15 protein-coding genes and 1 pseudogene are annotated in these 16,307 nt (G+C 63.8%); 8 read left to right on the top strand and 8 right to left on the bottom strand.

Annotated features, from left to right (window positions below; all coding sequences use genetic code 11):
- The first annotated feature begins 4 nt into the window (after positions 1 to 4).
- The gene (locus tag HDG37_RS30510; protein WP_184054157.1) at positions 5 to 1,141 is read left to right on the top strand and encodes a hypothetical protein; all 1,137 of its coding nucleotides are present in this window, start codon (positions 5 to 7) and stop codon (positions 1,139 to 1,141) included.
- A gap of 10 nt (positions 1,142 to 1,151) precedes the next feature.
- Positions 1,152 to 1,577 (top strand): UPF0158 family protein, encoded by a 426-nt coding sequence (locus HDG37_RS30505; RefSeq protein WP_090806713.1) that lies wholly within the window; start codon positions 1,152 to 1,154, stop codon positions 1,575 to 1,577.
- 82 nt (positions 1,578 to 1,659) lie between these two features.
- On the opposite strand, the gene HDG37_RS30500 is transcribed toward HDG37_RS30505, so the two are convergent.
- On the bottom strand, positions 1,660 to 1,938 hold the full coding sequence (locus HDG37_RS30500) for a hypothetical protein (protein ID WP_184054155.1): 279 nt from the start codon (positions 1,936 to 1,938) through the stop codon (positions 1,660 to 1,662).
- Between the two features lie 69 nt (positions 1,939 to 2,007).
- Here HDG37_RS30500 and HDG37_RS30495 point away from each other — a divergent pair, with 69 nt between their 5' ends.
- The gene (locus tag HDG37_RS30495; RefSeq protein WP_184054154.1) at positions 2,008 to 2,277 is read left to right on the top strand and encodes a hypothetical protein; all 270 of its coding nucleotides are present in this window, start codon (positions 2,008 to 2,010) and stop codon (positions 2,275 to 2,277) included.
- Here the strand turns inward: HDG37_RS30495 and gpW are convergent.
- Together gpW and HDG37_RS30485 are read right to left on the bottom strand one after the other, a co-directional pair.
- Positions 2,274 to 2,549 (bottom strand): gpW family head-tail joining protein, encoded by a 276-nt coding sequence (gene gpW, locus HDG37_RS30490; protein ID WP_184054152.1) that lies wholly within the window; start codon positions 2,547 to 2,549, stop codon positions 2,274 to 2,276. The two genes, HDG37_RS30495 and gpW, sit on opposite strands and share 4 nt — an antisense overlap.
- A gap of 3 nt (positions 2,550 to 2,552) precedes the next feature.
- Positions 2,553 to 3,823, bottom strand: a pseudogene (locus HDG37_RS30485) (terminase gpA endonuclease subunit).
- A gap of 3 nt (positions 3,824 to 3,826) precedes the next feature.
- Between HDG37_RS30485 and HDG37_RS39660 the strand changes: the two are divergent.
- The gene (locus HDG37_RS39660) at positions 3,827 to 4,210 is read left to right on the top strand and encodes a type II toxin-antitoxin system RelE/ParE family toxin (protein WP_260335151.1); all 384 of its coding nucleotides are present in this window, start codon (positions 3,827 to 3,829) and stop codon (positions 4,208 to 4,210) included.
- Positions 4,211 to 4,315: 105 nt separating this feature from the next.
- The gene (locus tag HDG37_RS30480) at positions 4,316 to 5,338 is read left to right on the top strand and encodes an oxidoreductase (protein ID WP_311541638.1); all 1,023 of its coding nucleotides are present in this window, start codon (positions 4,316 to 4,318) and stop codon (positions 5,336 to 5,338) included.
- Positions 5,339 to 5,566: 228 nt separating this feature from the next.
- Here HDG37_RS30480 and hydA read toward each other — a convergent pair whose 3' ends face one another.
- The 5 genes from hydA to HDG37_RS30455 form a co-directional block, all read right to left on the bottom strand.
- Positions 5,567 to 7,024, bottom strand: coding sequence for a dihydropyrimidinase (gene hydA, locus HDG37_RS30475; protein WP_184054150.1), 1,458 nt, complete (start codon positions 7,022 to 7,024; stop codon positions 5,567 to 5,569).
- Positions 7,025 to 7,066: 42 nt separating this feature from the next.
- Positions 7,067 to 8,569, bottom strand: coding sequence for an NCS1 family nucleobase:cation symporter-1 (locus HDG37_RS30470; RefSeq protein WP_090811229.1), 1,503 nt, complete (start codon positions 8,567 to 8,569; stop codon positions 7,067 to 7,069).
- Positions 8,570 to 8,622: 53 nt separating this feature from the next.
- Positions 8,623 to 9,903, bottom strand: coding sequence for an NAD-dependent dihydropyrimidine dehydrogenase subunit PreA (preA, locus tag HDG37_RS30465; protein WP_184033161.1), 1,281 nt, complete (start codon positions 9,901 to 9,903; stop codon positions 8,623 to 8,625).
- 48 nt (positions 9,904 to 9,951) lie between these two features.
- Positions 9,952 to 11,337: an NAD(P)-dependent oxidoreductase gene (locus HDG37_RS30460; RefSeq protein WP_184054148.1), complete on the bottom strand. Its 1,386-nt coding sequence runs from the start codon at positions 11,335 to 11,337 to the stop codon at positions 9,952 to 9,954.
- A 127-nt stretch (positions 11,338 to 11,464) separates the two neighbouring features.
- Positions 11,465 to 12,730 carry a Zn-dependent hydrolase gene (locus HDG37_RS30455; protein WP_184054146.1) on the bottom strand — a complete coding sequence of 422 codons (1,266 nt, stop codon included), beginning with the start codon at positions 12,728 to 12,730 and terminating at the stop codon, positions 11,465 to 11,467.
- A 344-nt stretch (positions 12,731 to 13,074) separates the two neighbouring features.
- Between HDG37_RS30455 and HDG37_RS30450 the strand changes: the two genes are divergently transcribed.
- The 3 genes from HDG37_RS30450 (at position 13,075) to HDG37_RS30440 (ending at position 16,275) form a co-directional block, all read left to right on the top strand.
- Positions 13,075 to 13,794: a TetR/AcrR family transcriptional regulator gene (locus HDG37_RS30450; protein ID WP_184054144.1), complete on the top strand. Its 720-nt coding sequence runs from the start codon at positions 13,075 to 13,077 to the stop codon at positions 13,792 to 13,794.
- A gap of 193 nt (positions 13,795 to 13,987) precedes the next feature.
- Entirely contained in the window at positions 13,988 to 14,902 is a 915-nt protein-coding gene (rbsK, locus tag HDG37_RS30445; RefSeq protein ID WP_184054142.1) for a ribokinase, read from the top strand.
- Between the two features lie 53 nt (positions 14,903 to 14,955).
- Positions 14,956 to 16,275, top strand: coding sequence for an MFS transporter (locus HDG37_RS30440; protein ID WP_184054140.1), 1,320 nt, complete (start codon positions 14,956 to 14,958; stop codon positions 16,273 to 16,275).
- Positions 16,276 to 16,307: the final 32 nt, after the last annotated feature.

Below are 16,307 nucleotides of genomic sequence, written 5' to 3'. Positions count from 1 at the left end.
TGTGATGGGTTACTACGGTGGATGGAAACCTTATGTCCCGGTGGCTGAACGCCGGAGAAAAGCCGAACAGCAGGTCGCGAAAGCAATCAAGACCGGCAGGACGCTGTCGCCGATCGCGCCGTATCGCGGCGCCATCGCGAAAACCTTCTGGGGCAAGGCGTGGTGCGATAATCTGGAGCGCTACAGCGACTACGGCAATCGCCTGCCGCGCGGGCGCACCTACGTCCGTAACGGTTCGGTGATCGATCTGCAGATCACGGCGGGCAAAATACACGCGCAGGTCATGGGATCGAGCCTCTACACGGTCAAGATCGACGTCAGTGCGTCTGCCAATCAACAGTGGCGCACGTTGGTCGCCGACTGCGCGTCATCGATCGATTCCATGGTCGAGCTGCTGCAGGGCAAGCTATCGGGCGCCGTGATGGAACGGATCTGCAAGCCGGGCACGGGGCTCTTTCCGTCGCCGAAGGATATCCGGTTCGGTTGCAGCTGCCTCGACTGGGCGTCGATGTGCAAGCATGTGGCCGCGGTGCTGTACGGTATCGGCGCCCGGTTCGACCAGCAGCCCGAACTGCTCTTCACGCTGCGGGGTGTGGACGCCGCCGATCTCGTGAGCAGCACGGGTGCCGGATTGTCCGCAGCGGGACCCGCGCCCGTGTCGGGCAAGGTCCTCGACAACGCGGCCCTGGGCGACGTATTCGGTATCGAGATCGACACCGGCAGCGAGCCGCTCGCCACACCGCCTGCTGCACGCAAACGGACAGGCAGGCAGTCCGCTGCGCAAACGAGCCGGGTTCCCACACCATCGACCCCAGCGAAACCGGCAGCGAGTGCGAAATCGACCTCGAAAGGCAAAACTGCGGCACCCAAACCGGTGGTCAAATCCGTCGGTGCCGCAAAACCTGCTGGCAAGGCGCGTGCGGACGCACCAGGGGCGACCCGTTCAGCAAGCGCGAAATCGACCTCGAAAGGCAAAACGGCGGCGCCTAAAGCGGTGGTCAAACCCGTCGTTGCCGCAAAACCTGCCGGCAAGCTGCGCGCGGGCGCTCCAAAGGCGCCCCGTTCAACCGCCACGCAAAAACCGCCCACACGTTCGCCGACGACACCACGATCCCCACAGAAAGCAAAAACATCCCGATGAGGTCACCGTCATGGTCGCCGTCAAATTCGATGATCTTTCCTCGGCCTTCGACTTCGTCAGCTATGCAGCGCCGATGGAACACCAGGCGTATATCTCGCTCGATACGGGAAAAATCTACTGGATTTCCGATGCCATCGACACGATCGAGGAGGCGATTCCCGAGGATCTGGAAGACCCGGATCGCTACCTCGCGATACCGCACAAGAACGAACTTGATCTCGGAAGCAGTCTCGCCCTGCGCTTTGCCGCACAGCAGCTGCCTGCGCGTTATGACCAGATTGAAGGGTTTTTCCAGCGGCGAGGGGCATACGCGCGCTTCAAGGATTTACTCGAGCGCGAAGGTGCTCTGGAACGCTGGTATGCGTTTGAAGCCGACTCTGTCGAAAAGGCACTAAGGCAATGGGGCGCTGAAAACGGGCTCGAGATTCTTGATTGAGAGGCGACGCGTCGGGTGAGACAGGCCAAAGTCTCTCGCTACACAGCGTACCATCTTTACGTCAATCAGCCGGAAACCCCTGCTACACAAGGCTCTTCAGCCCGGAATTCGTCACAGAACTGAAAAAGCACCAACTTTTGTAGAAATTCGTATCAACTTTAGTTCGTTTGACACGTATCCACGGCAGCCAGTTGCCCATCTCCTGGGTGAGCCACGCCGACGCCTCATAGGGGAAGCTGTACGGCGCAAGACCGAGCGGCGTGCCGGGGCGCGCGTTGAACACGCCATCAGTCTGCGCACGCAGCGCGGGCGTGCCGGGCGTCGCGAGCGGCTTGCCGTGCTCGTCGACAATCAGACCCATCGCCAGTTTTCGGGGGAGTATGCTTGATTCGCCAGGTCGGAAAGCGGAACGCTAAGACGGAGGGCCAGAATGAACAGAATCTACAGATACAAAGGCCTGCAGGTCGAAGTCAAGCTTGAGCCCATATTCGCCGAGGCTGTGGGCGTGGCATTGCTTCCGCCCCGTGGCTTTATTGCGGTCGTTAGCATCCGTCGTGAAGAGGCCATGCCTGTACTGGTCGCACCGATGCGTCTGTCGGGCGATGCTCAACGTCCGTTTGCGACACGGGCTGAAGCCCTGATGGCCGGATTCAGTGCAGGACAGCGCATCATCGATGATCTGTTGCAGCCAGCGGACTAGAAAAACGGCACCACGGGCGGGCGGCGGTTGCAGCAGTTGCCCGTGAGCTTCGCGATCTGCGCCTGTACACCGAGAATGCCCTGCACGAGGTCGCCGATGTTCGCGCGCGTGTACCTGATCGAGCGCGAGCCATCGGCCTGCGTGTAGGATGCGCCCTCAGGCTTCGAGCCCGTCATCACGGCGAGATACGCCACCTGCATCTGCGCGAGCTTCGCGCGCAGCACGTCAGGCGGCATGCCATCAAGGATGCTTGTGCAACGGCAGACCGTCATGATTTACGCCAGACGTTGGATGAATGACCGCTTCGCGACCGATGCGGGCCGGGGTGCTACGGGTGCTACCGGTGGGGTCGGTGGTGCCGGTGTCGTCCACGCGCCGATGGCATCCGCGCGCCGGTTCAGTTGCAGGCCGAAGAACAGCAGCCCGCACAGTGCACCGTATGCATAGACCCGGCAGTCAAGCGCTTCGTTAGCCCGTCCCGGTGGCAGTTCCCAGATGCGAAAGCGCTTGCCGCCCTGCTGCCTGATAACGAGCCGTTCGGCCGTGAGCTGCGTGTAATAGCCGATGTCGCGGTCGGCGGGAAATGCATATAGCCCGGTTTCGGCGCATCGAGCAGCAGCCGTTGCCGGATCGCGTCCTTCGCGGCGTTCACGCCGAGAATGATCGGCCGGTAGGTCTTCTTCGTGCGCGACGTAGGGCGCTTGGACGGCCACACCGGATTGCGTTCGCCGCCGCGCGCCGATTCGCCCTTGATCGCCCAGATGCGGCGGCCGATGCGCGCCTTGCAGAATTCATAGACCGCCTGCGTGTGGTGACCACCCGAATCGATGCACGCGGCCGCAATCTCGAAGGGCCGGCCGTCCGCGCGATGCCATGACCGTTTCAGATACGCATCGACCAGCGCCTGGGTGCCCGCATCGGAAAACTCGCCTTCGATGATGTGGTAGTCCAGTGACCAGCTTTCCTCGTTGCGCCCCCAGCCGACGACTTCCAGTTCGACGCGGTAGTCCTGCACGTCCACGCCGACTGTGACCACGGCGACGCCCTCGGGTACGGCTGCCGCCCACATTTCCCCGCGCGCGGCCAGCACTTCAGCCTGCACGCGTCGCCCGGTATGGGCGCGATAGGGCAGCCCCATCTGCGTGTTCCACCAGGCCTGGAGCTTTTCCTCGTCGCCCTGCGCGGCCAGCCACTTCTGCGCAATCTCGGGCGGCCGGTCACGCGTCCACGGGCTGTAAAGTTTCGACGCCCGGAATCCGGCGTGCGTGTTGTTCACCGCCCACGCGCCACAGGTCGGACACTTCGCGCGATAGACGCCGTAACGGTGGTTCTGCGCGTCGTGCCACCAGTCCCATACGGTATCGACGGCCGCCTCGCCGTCGTGTTCATGCCAGGCGTTCGCGTAGTCATCGAGCGGGACGTGTCGCGCGCCGCAGCAGTCGAAAGGCTTCGTCTGGTGCCAGCGCGCGCTCTGCAGCGCGACGAGCCGGTCAGCTTCGGACCAGCCGGTGCCGCAGGCCTCGCAGTACACGCGCGCGCTTTCCATGTCATGCGCCCGCGTCGTTCCGGCCTCGTCGTGCGTCTTGCTCCACTCGACGTGCCGGAAAAAATCAGAAAAGAAACGATGACCGCAGCGCGGATCGGCATTGACGAACTCAGAAGCTATGTTGTCCGCACATTCGGATGGGAAATGTGGCGTCAGACATCGACGCAACTGCAGGGGACGATCACGCACATTGGCCAGTTCCCCGCTAGCGGTCATGCGCCTGCCGAGCTTGGGGACTTCTTCGAGGACGGTTTCCGGCAAGGCCTTTCCGGCAAGAACCGGATCATTTATCAGGTCCGCGACGAGACCGTTTTCGTTCATCTCGTGGTCGACGCTCGACGCGACCTGCCCTCCCTCCTTCAGAGAATCGTGCTTCGGCTGATGTAACGGGTCAGGACGGCCGCCTTGCGTTTCACTCGCATTGCATGCGCGCGCTACGCGCCCGACTCAGGAAGCCGCCGGATCCGTGCGAAACCCGAAAATGTCCAGCACATGCGGCGCGCGTGCAACGGGTATGCTAGTCAGCATTCTCTCCGGCTAACGGCCTTCCCTCGACAATCGCCAATGAACCAGAACAAACAATGGAGCATCGACGACATCACGCCTCAGCACGGCAGACGCGTCATCATCACGGGGGCCAACAGCGGTATCGGCTATCACGTCGCTGCAATACTGGCTCGCACAGGCGCGGAAGTCGTACTCGCCTGCCGTGACGAACAGCGCGGCGCCGATGCCCTGTCCCGTCTGCAGAGGGAACTGCCCGCCGCCCGATTGCGGCTTCAACGACTGGATCTCGCAAGCCTTGCTTCGGTGCGCGCCTTTTGCGATCGCGAACTCGCGCAATGCCGGCCGCTCGACATCCTCATCAACAATGCGGGCGTCATGGCGCCCCGCCGACGCCTCGAAACGGTCGACGGCTTCGAATTGCAGTTCGGCACCAATGTACTCGGGCATTTCGCCCTGACGCGCCTGCTGTTGCCTGGGCTCGAGATGGCGGCAGGAGCGTCTGCCGAGCGGCCGCGCGTGGTCACGGTTGCCTCTATCGCACACAAGGCCGGGCGGCTCGACTTCGACGACCTTCAGGCAACCCGTCGTTACCGTCCGATGACCGCCTATCGACAGTCGAAGCTCGCCAACCTCATGTTCGCGTTCGAACTCGATCGCCGGTTGCGCGCCGCACGATCGCGCGTGATGTCCGTTGCCGCGCATCCCGGCGTCGCCAATACGAATCTGTTCCGTGCCGACCATTTTGCCGCAAGCCCGATCGTCCGCTCTGCGCTAGGCGGACTGATCGATATCTTGTTCAACAGTGACCAGACCGGCGCGCTTTCCACGCTCTATGCCGCAACCGCGGCCGATGTCGTCGACGGCGGCTACTATGGTCCGCTCGGATTGTTCGAAACGCGTGGGCGAGTCGTGGGACCAGCGAACGTCGCCAGTCAGGCAAGAAACGGAACCGATGCAAGACGCCTCTGGCAGGCCTGTGAATCGCTGACTGGAACAGCGACCGGATAGCGCATGGATCGCGGAACGCGGGAAACACTAACCGCGAGATACGGATTACTCATTCAACCATGACCGCACCCCCGGCTCGCGCTGTTCTTGTATCTGATCGCTCAATGGCGAACTCCGACGCAGATAAAAAGCGCCGACCGGTTTGCACTCGAACTACCGGGGCGCAACGCGAATCCTGTCGCGTCGAGCCCCCGATATCCCCTGCAGTGCCTCCACGCGTTGCCTTGTTTATTGTGGTGCGTCACCTTCGCGATGCACCGGCTGCGTCTGCTTCAGGCTCTTCGCGAGGCGCGAGGCCTGCAGATAGCCGGGATTCGCGGGCCGCTTCAGATAACGCCCGGCTCCGCGCCGCGCGCGCAGGTCGCCGTCCGCCCACACGAGTTCGCCTTTTGAGACGGTGTGTGTCGGCACGCCGCGAACCGTCATCCCTTCGAACACGTTGAAGTCCACGTTCTGATGATGCGTCTTGACCGATATCGCGCGCGTGGCCTCGGGATCCCAGACGACCAGATCGGCGTCGGCACCCACGGCCACCGTGCCCTTGCGCGGGTACAGGTTGAAGATTTGCGCCGCATTGGTGGACGTGACGCGCACAAATTCGTTCGGCGTGAGCCGGCCGGTGTTCACACCTTGATCCCACAACACCGCCATGCGATCTTCCACGCCGCCGCAACCATTCGGAATTCTCGTGAAATCATGGCGGCCCATGGCTTTCTGCGAAGCGCAGAACACGCAGTGGTCGGTTGCGGTGGTGTGCAGCAGGCCGCCCTGAAGCCCGCGCCAGAGCGCGTCGCGATGCTCCTGGGTACGGAACGGCGGACTCATCACGTGGGCGGCGGCGCGCGTCCAGTCCGGGTCGCGATAGACCGACTCATCGATCACGAGATGCCCCGCGAGCACTTCGCCGAATACGCGCTGCCCTTCGCCGCGTGCGCGCGCGATCGCCTCGAGCGCGTCTTTCGCCGAGACATGCACGATGTACACCGGCACTCCGAGCACCTGCGCGATGCGGATGGCGCGATTCGCTGCCTCGCCTTCGACTTCGGGTGGCCGTGAAAGCGGATGCGCCTCGGGCCCCGTGAAACCGCGCGCAAGCAACTGGCGTTGCAACTGGAATACGAGCTCGCCGTTTTCCGCATGCACGGTAGGCAGCGCGCCCAGTTCGAGTGAGCGCGCAAAGCTGTTCACGAGAATCTCGTCGTCGGCCATGATGGCGTTCTTGTAGGCCATGAAGTGCTTGAAGCTCGATACGCCATGCTCGTTCACGAGGAGCCCCATGTCCCGATACACGCTTTCATCCCACCACGTCACCGCCACGTGAAAGCCATAATCGGAAGCGGCTTTCTCTGCCCAGCCGCGCCACTCGCGAAAGGCGTCCATCAGCGGTTGCTTCGGGTTGGGGATGACGAAGTCGATGATCGATGTCGTGCCGCCCGCAAGCCCCGCCGCCGTGCCCGTGTAGAAGTCGTCGCTGGCGGTCGTGCCCATGAAGGGCAGCTCCATATGCGTGTGCGGATCGATGCCGCCAGGCATCACGTATTGGCCACCGGCGTCGACCACGGTCGCGCCCGCAGGCGCGTCGAGGTTCTCGCCAACGCTCTGGATCACGCCGTTTTCGCAGAGCACGTCCGCACGCCAGCTCTTGTCTGCATTGACGACGGTGCCGCCTCGAATCAGGATCGCCATGATGCCAAGTCTCCTTCAGTTGAACATTCACGCTTGAAACGCTCACGCGCTCGCAACACGTGGGCGCCGGCTCTTGCCGAGCTTCATCATCACGCCATAGACGAGCGCCGCAATGGCGAGCCCCACGAACCACGCATAGGTGTAAATGCTTTTGAACGCATCGGGCACGGCGGCAAACGCATTCGGGAACGCGACATTGAGAAAGCCCGGCAGGTTCGGCAGCACGCCTGCGATCAGCGCGATCACGGCAGCCGGATTCCAGCCGTTCGAGTAGGCGTATTCGCCGTTTTCCTCGAACAGCTGGGCCGTGTCTAGGCGTGTGCTGCGAACGAGAAAGTAGTCGACCATCAGGATGCCGGCCACAGGCCCAAGCAGCGCCGAATAACCGACGAGCCAGGTGAAGATGTAGCCCTGGGTGGTGGCAAGGATCTTCCACGGCATCATCACGATGGCGATACCCGCGGTGATGAGACCGCCCGTCTTGTACGAGATGCCCTTGGGCCAGAGGCTCGAGAAGTCGTAAGCTGGCCCGACGAGATTCGCGGCGAGATTGCAGCACATCGTGTCCAGTGTGAGGATGATGAGCGCGATGCCCACACCGACGCCCTCCATGCGACTCGTGAGGTCGATCGGGTCCCAGATCGCCCTTCCGTAAATCACAACCGTTGCCGAGGTCACGACCACGGAGACCACCGAGAGCAACGCCATCGGAATGGGCAGGCCGATGGCCTGGCCCACGAACTGGTCTTTTTGCGTTTTTGCGAAACGCGTGAAGTCGGGAATGTTGAGCGCGAGCGTGGCCCAGAAGCCCACCATGGCCGTGAGGCTCGGCCAGAACGTCGCCCAGAAGAGGCCCGCCTTCTTGCCGCCGGCGGCGAACTGTGACGGTTGCGACAGCATCGAGCCCACGCCGCCTGCCTTCGAACATGCCCACCACACGAGCACTGCGCACATCACCACCTTGATGGGCGCGGACCAGCTTTCGAGCCAGCGGATCGAATCGGTGCCGTGCAGGATGAAGTACAGCTGGAACACCCAGAAGACGAGGAAGCAGCTAGCCTGTCCGATCGAAATGCCGAGCCACGGCAGTGCGTCGCCCACCAGCGCGTTGTGCGTGAGGATGTTGACGAGCGTGTAGATGGCGCTGCCGCCAAGCCATGATTGAATGCCGTACCAGCCGCACGCCACCACGGCGCGCAGCATGGCTGGCAGCTTGGCGCCCTGGGTGCCGAACGACGCTCGCACGAGCACTGCATAAGGAATGCCGTACTTCGTACCCGCATGACCGATCAGCAGCATCGGCATGAGCACGATCAGATTGCCGAGCAGCACGGTTAGCACGGCCTGCCATGGCGCCATGCCCTGCTCGGTGAGGCCGGCGGCGAGCATGTAGGAGGCGATGTTCATCACCATGCCTACCCATAGTGCCGCGAAGTGATACCAGCGCCATGTGCGCTGCGCGACGCCGGTGGGCGCGAGGTCATCGTTGTATAGCTCGCTTTCGGCGCGGCGCGCATTGGCGTCGACTGCAAAGGGCTGGCTCATGACGTGGGTTCTCCGTGCTTGTCGTGGGTCCGGCTCGATCCGGCTTCGAAATGTCAGGCGGCTTTCGGGTCGGCGACACGCGCCGGGTTGTTCGGGTGCGTGGTCCAGTTCTCGTAGCGCTCGCCCGAATCGACACGCTCCATCGTGATGCATTGGTCGACCGGGCAAACATGCATGCATAGATTGCACCCGACGCAGTTCGCATCGACCACCTCGAAGTGGCGCTTGCCGTCGCGCGTGGCGGTGATCGCCTGATGCGAGGTGTCTTCGCAGGCGATATGGCAGAGCCCGCACTGGATGCAGCGGTCCTGATCGATACGCGCCTTGATGTCGTAGTTGAGGTTCAGGTATTGCCAGTCGGTGACGTTCGGCACGGCGCGGCCGCGAATCGCGTCGAGGCTGGCGTACCCTTTGTCGTCCATCCAGTTGGAAAGGCCGTCGATCATGTCGCTGACGATCCGGAAACCGTAGTGCATCGCCGCGGTGCATACCTGCACGCTGCCCGCTCCCAGCACGATGAATTCCGCGGCGTCGCGCCAGTCGGAAATGCCCCCGATGCCAGAGATGGGCAAGCCTTGCGTTTGCGGGTCGCGCGCAATCTCCGCGACCATGTGCAGTGCAATGGGCTTCGCGGCAGGACCGCAATAGCCGCCATGAGTGCCCTTGCCGTCCACGGTGGGCAGCGGCGCCATCACGTCGAGATCGACACCGACGATCGAATTGATGGTGTTGATCAGCGAGACGCCGTCCGCACCACCCTTCATCGCCGCGCGCGCGCCGTGACGAATGTCGGTGACGTTCGGTGTGAGCTTTACGAGGCAAGGCAGCCGCGTGCCTTCTTTCACCCAGCGGGTGACCATTTCGATGTACTCGGGCACCTGACCCACCGCCGCGCCCATGCCGCGCTCGCTCATGCCGTGCGGACAGCCGAAGTTCAGCTCCACGGCGTCCGCGCCAGTGTCTTCCACCTGAGGCAAAATCCACTTCCAGTCGTGCTCGTTGCAAGGGACCATCAGCGAGACGATGAGCGCCCGGTCGGGCCAGTCCCGCTTCACCTGCGCGATTTCCTTCAGGTTCACGTCGAGCGGCCGGTCGGTGATGAGCTCGATGTTGTTCAGACCCGCCATGCGCTGGCCGCGCCAGGTGGTGGCGCCATAGCGCGAGCTTACGTTCACCACGTGCGGATCGAGCCCGAGCGTCTTCCAGACCACGCCGCCCCAACCCGCCTCGAAGGCGCGATTGACGTTGTAGGCCTTGTCGGTGGGCGGCGCGGAAGCGAGCCAGAACGGATTAGGCGATTGAATGCCGGCAATCGTGCAGCGCAAGTCGGCCATGATGCGACTCCTTCGTTTTATCTGGATTCGGTGTAGCTATCACGCGGCTCAGGCGGCCCTGGCGGACTGATTCGCAAGGAAGCGGTCGATCGCATGCGCGGCAAGCTTGCCGTCCTGCACGGCCTGGACGGTCAGATCGGCGGCGCCGTGGCCGGCACAGTCACCGCCTGCGAAAACGCCCGCAAGGGACGTGGCGCCGTTCGCATCCACCGCGACGCGCCCGCCTTCCTCGGTGAGTTGCAACCCGTCGAGGGCTTCGGGTAACAGCGTTTGGCCGATTGCCTTCAGCACCATATCGGCCTCCACGCGCACGATCTCCCCAGTGCCGCGCAATGCGCCGCTCATATCGAGCCCGGTGCGCTCGAATTCCACGGCCCGCACCTGCGTGTCGCCGACGATTCGCAGCGGCTTCATCCACTCGGCCAACGTCACACCCTGGCTACGCGCGAATTCCAGTTCGGCCCAGGTGGCGCTCATCTGCGCCGCGCCGCGACGATAGGCGAGCGTCACTTGCTCCGCGCCCAGCTTGCGGCTTTGCACGGCGGCGTCGATTGCCGTATTGCCGCCTCCGAGCACCACCACCTTGCGACCGACGGGCACGCTGGCCAGATCGTCGGCCTCGCGCACGCGCGCGATGAAATCCACGGCATCGAGCACGCCGTCGAGCAGTTCGCCTTCGATGGAGAGCGTATGCGTGCCGCCGAGGCCCACGCCGATGAACACCGCGTCATACGCCGCGCGTAACTCCGCAAGCGTCACGTCATGCCCCAGTCGCTGGCCCTGGCGCAGTTCTATCCCGCCGACGGAAAGAAGCCACCGCACTTCGCGCTGCGCGTAGTCGTCGACGGTCTTGTACGCGGCTATGCCGTACTCGTTCAGCCCGCCCGGCTGTTCGCGCGCGTCCAAGACGCACACGCGATGCCCGGCAAGCGCGAGCGTGTGCGCGCAGGCGAGACCCGCGGGACCCGCGCCGACCACGGCAACATGACGGCCTGTCTCGCTGGCGCGCTTGAAGAGCGCGGGGGCACCGGCGGCTTCGCGGGCCATCTGGAAGTCGGTGGCATGACGTTGCAGCGCGCCGATCTGAACTGGCTCGCCATCCTGATGATTTCTCACGCAGGCGCCTTCGCAGAGAATCTCGGTCGGGCACACGCGTGCGCACATGCCGCCCAGCGGGTTCGCGCTGAGGATATCGCGCGCCGCGCCCTTGAGATTGCCGTTGCCGATCTTGCGGATGAAACCGGGAATGTCGATGCCCGTGGGGCACGCGTTCACGCAAGGCGCGTCGTAACAATAATGACAGCGGTCGGCGGCGATCACGGCCGCATTCGCGGAAAGCGGCGGCGCGACGTCGGCGAAATTGCAGCCCAGTTGCTCGGCACTGAGACGGCCTGGCGCGATGCCGTTGGCGGCATTCGAGGTGGTCTGGGACATCCGGATGCTCCTTGCGAGGCAAGACACGGGTCCGCCGGCCGTGTGCGTGACGTGCGCGGCCGGTACGTGGGGAATCGTTGGAAAGACAGCGCGGCGCTGAGACCGCTTGCGTTCGATCGAAATTGCGTCAGCCGGGCTCGCTCGCGCGTTCGAGCATGGCGTGCAGCAACACGTTCGCGCCGGCTTCGATCCATTCGATCGTCGCGTCCTCGACTTCGTTGTGGCTGATGCCGTCGATGCACGGTACGAACACCATCGAGGTCGGCGCGACCGTCGCGAGATAGCACGCGTCGTGACCTGCGCCCGAAACGATGTCGCGATTCGAATAGCCGAAGCGCTCGGCCGCCGCGCGCACGGACTTCACGCACGCCTCGTCGAACGGCACGGGCGCGTAGTAGAAAATCTGCTCGACGTCGGCTTCGAGCTTGCCCTGTTCCGCGATCTTCGCGATGCCTTCGCGCAGCTCGGCGTTCATCTGCGCCAGCACCTCGTCCTGCGGATGGCGAAAATCGATGGTGAAGAACACGCGGCCCGGAATCACGTTGCGCGAATTCGGATGCACCTGCATCATGCCGACCGTCGCGCACGCGAGCGGCGCATGACGCAGGCCGATTTCGTTGACGAGCTGCACGACGCGCGAGGCGCCCAGCAGCGCGTCGCGGCGGCGCGGCATGGGCGTAGGCCCCGCGTGCGCCTCCTGGCCCGTGAGCACGACTTCGTACCAGCGCTGACCTTGCGCGTCGGTGACCACGCCGATCGTCCTGTTTTCGGCCTCGAGTATCGGACCCTGTTCGATGTGCAGTTCGAACGCCGCGTGAATCTTGCGGCCGCCGCACGGCAACGCGCCCGCGTAGCCGATGCGCTGCAATTCCTCGCCGATGGTCTTGCCGTCGACGTCCTTGCGCGACAGTCCGTACTCGAGCGCAAACACACCCGCAAATACGCCCGAGGCCACCATCGCCGGCGCGAAGCGCGAGCCTTCTTCGTTGGTCCAGATCACCGTTTCAACAGGGCGCTCGGTTTCGATGCCGTAATCGTTGAGCGAGCGAATCACTTCGAGGCCGCCGAGCACCCCATAGATACCGTCGAAGCGCCCACCGGTTGGCTGCGAGTCCGCGTGCGAGCCGGTCATCACGGGCGGCAGGTCGTTGTTGCGCCCCGCGCGGCGCATAAACACGTTGCCCATCTGATCGACACTGATCGTGCAGCGCGCCTCTTTCGCCCATTGCACGATGAGATCGCGGCCCTGCTTGTCGAGGTCGGTCAGCGCCAGACGGCACACGCCGCCTTTGGGCGTGGCGCCAATCCTGGCCATCTCCATCAGGCTGTCCCACAATCGCTGACCGTTCACGTGGATCGCGGTCGTCAGCGCGGCTTCGCTTACTGCGTTCATGCGTGTTCTCCTGTCCGTGCTCGTCAAACGTGCATGCATGCCACCGTGTTGGGGCGCGAAGGATCACGACGGTGCACGTCTCGATGGCACTGCGCTGCCCCTGAAACCCAGCCCTTCGAATCCTGTCCGATTGGACAGGTTTTAGACGAGAAACTTCGCGAATTCAATGCGGAGTTACGAGCGAGAAGCGTGCCACTGATGCTGCAGTGCGCGAAAAAACCAGGCGTCCGTGCTGCGCGTTTCTCCTGATGTCGGTGAATTCGCGGCGCACTTGCATCGTGGCTACAATGATTCCGGCATGCGCGCGGCCGCCGCGCTCCTTTTCTCTTCCGAATGGACCGAACATGCGCGACGACGAACCCACCACGCGAGCCGCGCCCCTCGCGACGCGCGGCACCGTGCAGGCGCAACGAGCCGCCGACACATCGCACAAGCCACAGCGGCGCAAAGCCTCCATTCGCGCGTCGAATGAATCCCATCTACTCGCCTGTGCCGAAGCCGTGTTTGCCGAACGCGGATTCGAAGGCGCGAGCACGGCGCTGATCGCCGAGCGCGCGGGTTTACCGAAGGCGAATCTGCACTATTACTTCCCGACCAAGATGGCGCTGTACTGGCGCGTACTCGACGATGTGTTCGAGGAATGGAACGCCGCCGCCAACCTGTTCGATGCAAGCGACGATCCGGTCGAGGCGATTGGCGGCTACGTGCGCGCCAAGATGGCCCTGTCACGGCGCCGCCCACTTGGATCGAAGGTGTGGGCCAACGAAATAATCAGCGGGGCGCTGCACATGCAAGAGATCCTGCTCGAACGTGTGAAGCCGTGGATGGACACACGCGTGAAGCTGATCGAGCGATGGATAGCCAAAGGGTTGCTCGCGCCCGTCGACCCTCGGACGCTCCTCTTCATGATCTGGGCGACCACGCAGCACTACGCCGATTTCGAGGCTCAAATATGCGCGCTCTCGGGCAAACGCGCGCTCTCGACGAAGCGCTTCGAGGCTACGACGGAAGAAGTGGTGAGCATGATCCTGCGGGCGAGCGGAGCGCGATCGCCGGTCCGATGAATCGTTTAGGGAGTTTCCCTGATGACGTCATTTTCTCGTTGCCCCGGTTGCTGTTTTCCGCGTTAATGTAAGCGCTAACACTTCCAACAAGTAGCAATACCCACTTCATTCAGATATGTCATCGTCAAAAATTCTCGAAAATGTAAGCGCTACCATTCAATCTGCGGACCGGCATTCCTGCGACCGGATCGTCGTGGTCGGCAGTGCGAACATGGATCTCGTTGTCCACGCAGAGCGACTTCCGGCGCGCGGCGAAACCTTGCTCGGTGGCGCGTTCGCTACATTCGCCGGCGGCAAGGGCGCCAATCAGGCGGTGGCGGCGGCGCGTCTCGGCGCATCAGTGGCAATGCTCGGCTGTGTCGGCCGCGACGAATTTGGCGCGCAGCTTCGCGACGGCCTTCAGCACGAACACATCGACACCGCGCACGTGCACACGGTCGATGGCACGTCGAGCGGCATCGCCGTCATCACCGTGGCCGCGGACGGTGCAAATACGATCGTCGTTTCGCCCGGCGCCAACGCCGCACTCACGCCCGATCACCTGGACGCCGCGGCTGCCGGCATCGCTGACGCCGGCATGCTCATTTGCCAGCTCGAAGTGCCGCTCGATACCGTGCGGCACGCGATCGCGCTCGCGGCAAAGTTCGGCACCCCAGTGCTGCTGAATCCCGCCCCAGCGCAGGCCCTTCCAGATGCACTTTACGAACAGACCAGCTTTCTCATCCTCAATGAATCGGAAGCGGCGTTGCTGGCGCACGTTCCCGTCGATAGTCCCGCTTCTGCGCGCGAGGCGGCGACGCGTCTGCGCGCGAAAGGCGTGGAGACGGTGATCGTCACGCTTGGCGCGCAGGGTGTCTGGTATGCGACGACCGGAGAGGAAGGCCATCTGCCCGCGCTGCGCGTCGATGCGATCGACACCACGGCAGCCGGCGACACCTTCGTGGGCGGCTTCGCAGCCGAGCGCGTGCGCGGCGCGAGCATCCGCGGCGCGATCGACTTCGCTCAGCGAGCCGCGGCGCTCAGCGTTACGCGTCGAGGCGCGCAGGCATCCATCCCGACACAGTTCGAAGTGCGGGCGCAACCCACGTTCGCGGCGGCGGTTTCATAGACCCGGCTGCGCGACGTTGCAGTCCATTCATAAGACGACACGGAGACGACAGCATGAACCCAACCCCCGCGCCCGAACAGGCACCATCCCGCGTGCGCCGCGCCCAGATCGTGGCGCTTGCGCTGCTGATGGTGAGCGGCATCGTGAACTATCTCGACCGGGGGACGCTCGCGGTCGCCAATCCACTGATCCGCAAGGATCTCGGTCTGTCGCTCGGCGAAATGGGGCTGCTGCTATCGGCGTTCTCCTGGAGCTATGCACTGTTTCAATTGCCGGTCGGCGGCCTCGTCGACCGCATCGGCCCGCGCAGGCTGCTGGGTTGCGGCCTGATCCTGTGGTCGCTCGCGCAGGCGGCGGGCGGCATCGTGTCCACCTTCGGCTGGTTCGTCATCGCGCGCATCGTGCTCGGGATCGGCGAGTCGCCGCAGTTTCCGTCCGCGGCGCGCGTCGTGAGCAACTGGTTTCCGCTGCGCGCGCGAGGCAAGCCGACCGGCATCTTCAATTCAGCGTCGCCGCTCGGAACCGCGCTTGCACCGCTGTGCCTGTCGGTCCTGGTCGTCGAATTTCACTGGCGTTGGGCCTTCATTATTACGGGCGCGCTCGGCCTCGTGGTGGCGGTGATCTGGCTCGCGGTCTATCGCGACCCGAACCCGGCGACGCTGACGCCGGAAGAAAGGCGCTATCTGAAGGGCGACGTCGCGGAGACGAAGCCCGCCGAAAGCCTGAGCTTCGCGGACTGGCGCGCCCTCTTCTCGAACCTGACGACGTGGGGCATGCTGATCGGCTTCTTCGGCTCGGTGTATCTGAACTGGGTCTATCTGACCTGGCTGCCCGGCTATCTGACGATGCAGCGCCACATGACGCTGATCCACACGGGCATCGCGGCCTCGGTGCCGTTCTTCTGCGGCTTCCTCGGCGCGCTCTGCGCGGGATGGTTCTCCGACCTCATCACGAAGAAGAGCGCCTCGCCGGTGGCGAGCAGACGTAACGCGGTCGTCGTCGCGATGCTCGGGATGGTCGCGTTTACCGTGCCCGCCGCGCTCGTCGAAAGCAATACGATCGCGATCGTCTGCATCTCCGTGGTGATTTTTCTCGCCAACGCGGCGTCCGCCTGCTCATGGGCGCTCGCGACGGCCGCTGCGCCCGCCAACCGCGTCGGCTCGCTTGGCGCGATCCAGAACTTCGGCGGCTTTCTGGGCGGCGCGCTCGCGCCCATTCTCACGGGCTACATCGCGCAGGCGTGGTCCTTCGTGCCGGCTCTGCTGACGGCTGCCGCGATCGCCTTCGTCGGCGCCATGAGCTATCTGTTTCTGGTGCGCAAACCGATCGAAAGCGAACCGGAACCGGGCAGCCCGGCACGGGCACCCGCTTGATGAACTGCCCGTTCAACCCTGCTAAGGACAAC

It is taken from the genome of Paraburkholderia sp. MM5384-R2, from assembly GCF_014201025.1.
Taxonomy (GTDB): domain Bacteria; phylum Pseudomonadota; class Gammaproteobacteria; order Burkholderiales; family Burkholderiaceae; genus Paraburkholderia; species Paraburkholderia tuberum.
Note: the sequence above shows the minus strand (reverse complement) of the source record. Positions and strands in the feature narration are given on the sequence as shown.

Excerpts from the sequence above, each read along its gene's own strand:
- HDG37_RS30510 (WP_184054157.1), top strand. The coding sequence starts at position 5 with ATGGGTTACTACGGTGGATGGAAACCTTATGTCCCGGTGGCTGAACGC.
- HDG37_RS30505 (WP_090806713.1), top strand. The coding sequence starts at position 1,152 with ATGGTCGCCGTCAAATTCGATGATCTTTCCTCGGCCTTCGACTTCGTC.
- HDG37_RS30500 (WP_184054155.1), bottom strand. The coding sequence starts at position 1,938 with ATGGGTCTGATTGTCGACGAGCACGGCAAGCCGCTCGCGACGCCCGGC.
- HDG37_RS30495 (WP_184054154.1), top strand. The coding sequence starts at position 2,008 with ATGAACAGAATCTACAGATACAAAGGCCTGCAGGTCGAAGTCAAGCTT.
- gpW (WP_184054152.1), bottom strand. The coding sequence starts at position 2,549 with ATGACGGTCTGCCGTTGCACAAGCATCCTTGATGGCATGCCGCCTGAC.
- HDG37_RS39660 (WP_260335151.1), top strand. The coding sequence starts at position 3,827 with ATGCGCCCGCGTCGTTCCGGCCTCGTCGTGCGTCTTGCTCCACTCGAC.
- HDG37_RS30480 (WP_311541638.1), top strand. The coding sequence starts at position 4,316 with ATGCGGCGCGCGTGCAACGGGTATGCTAGTCAGCATTCTCTCCGGCTA.
- hydA (WP_184054150.1), bottom strand. The coding sequence starts at position 7,024 with ATGGCGATCCTGATTCGAGGCGGCACCGTCGTCAATGCAGACAAGAGC.
- HDG37_RS30470 (WP_090811229.1), bottom strand. The coding sequence starts at position 8,569 with ATGAGCCAGCCCTTTGCAGTCGACGCCAATGCGCGCCGCGCCGAAAGC.
- preA (WP_184033161.1), bottom strand. The coding sequence starts at position 9,903 with ATGGCCGACTTGCGCTGCACGATTGCCGGCATTCAATCGCCTAATCCG.
- HDG37_RS30460 (WP_184054148.1), bottom strand. The coding sequence starts at position 11,337 with ATGTCCCAGACCACCTCGAATGCCGCCAACGGCATCGCGCCAGGCCGT.
- HDG37_RS30455 (WP_184054146.1), bottom strand. The coding sequence starts at position 12,730 with ATGAACGCAGTAAGCGAAGCCGCGCTGACGACCGCGATCCACGTGAAC.
- HDG37_RS30450 (WP_184054144.1), top strand. The coding sequence starts at position 13,075 with ATGCGCGACGACGAACCCACCACGCGAGCCGCGCCCCTCGCGACGCGC.
- HDG37_RS30440 (WP_184054140.1), top strand. The coding sequence starts at position 14,956 with ATGAACCCAACCCCCGCGCCCGAACAGGCACCATCCCGCGTGCGCCGC.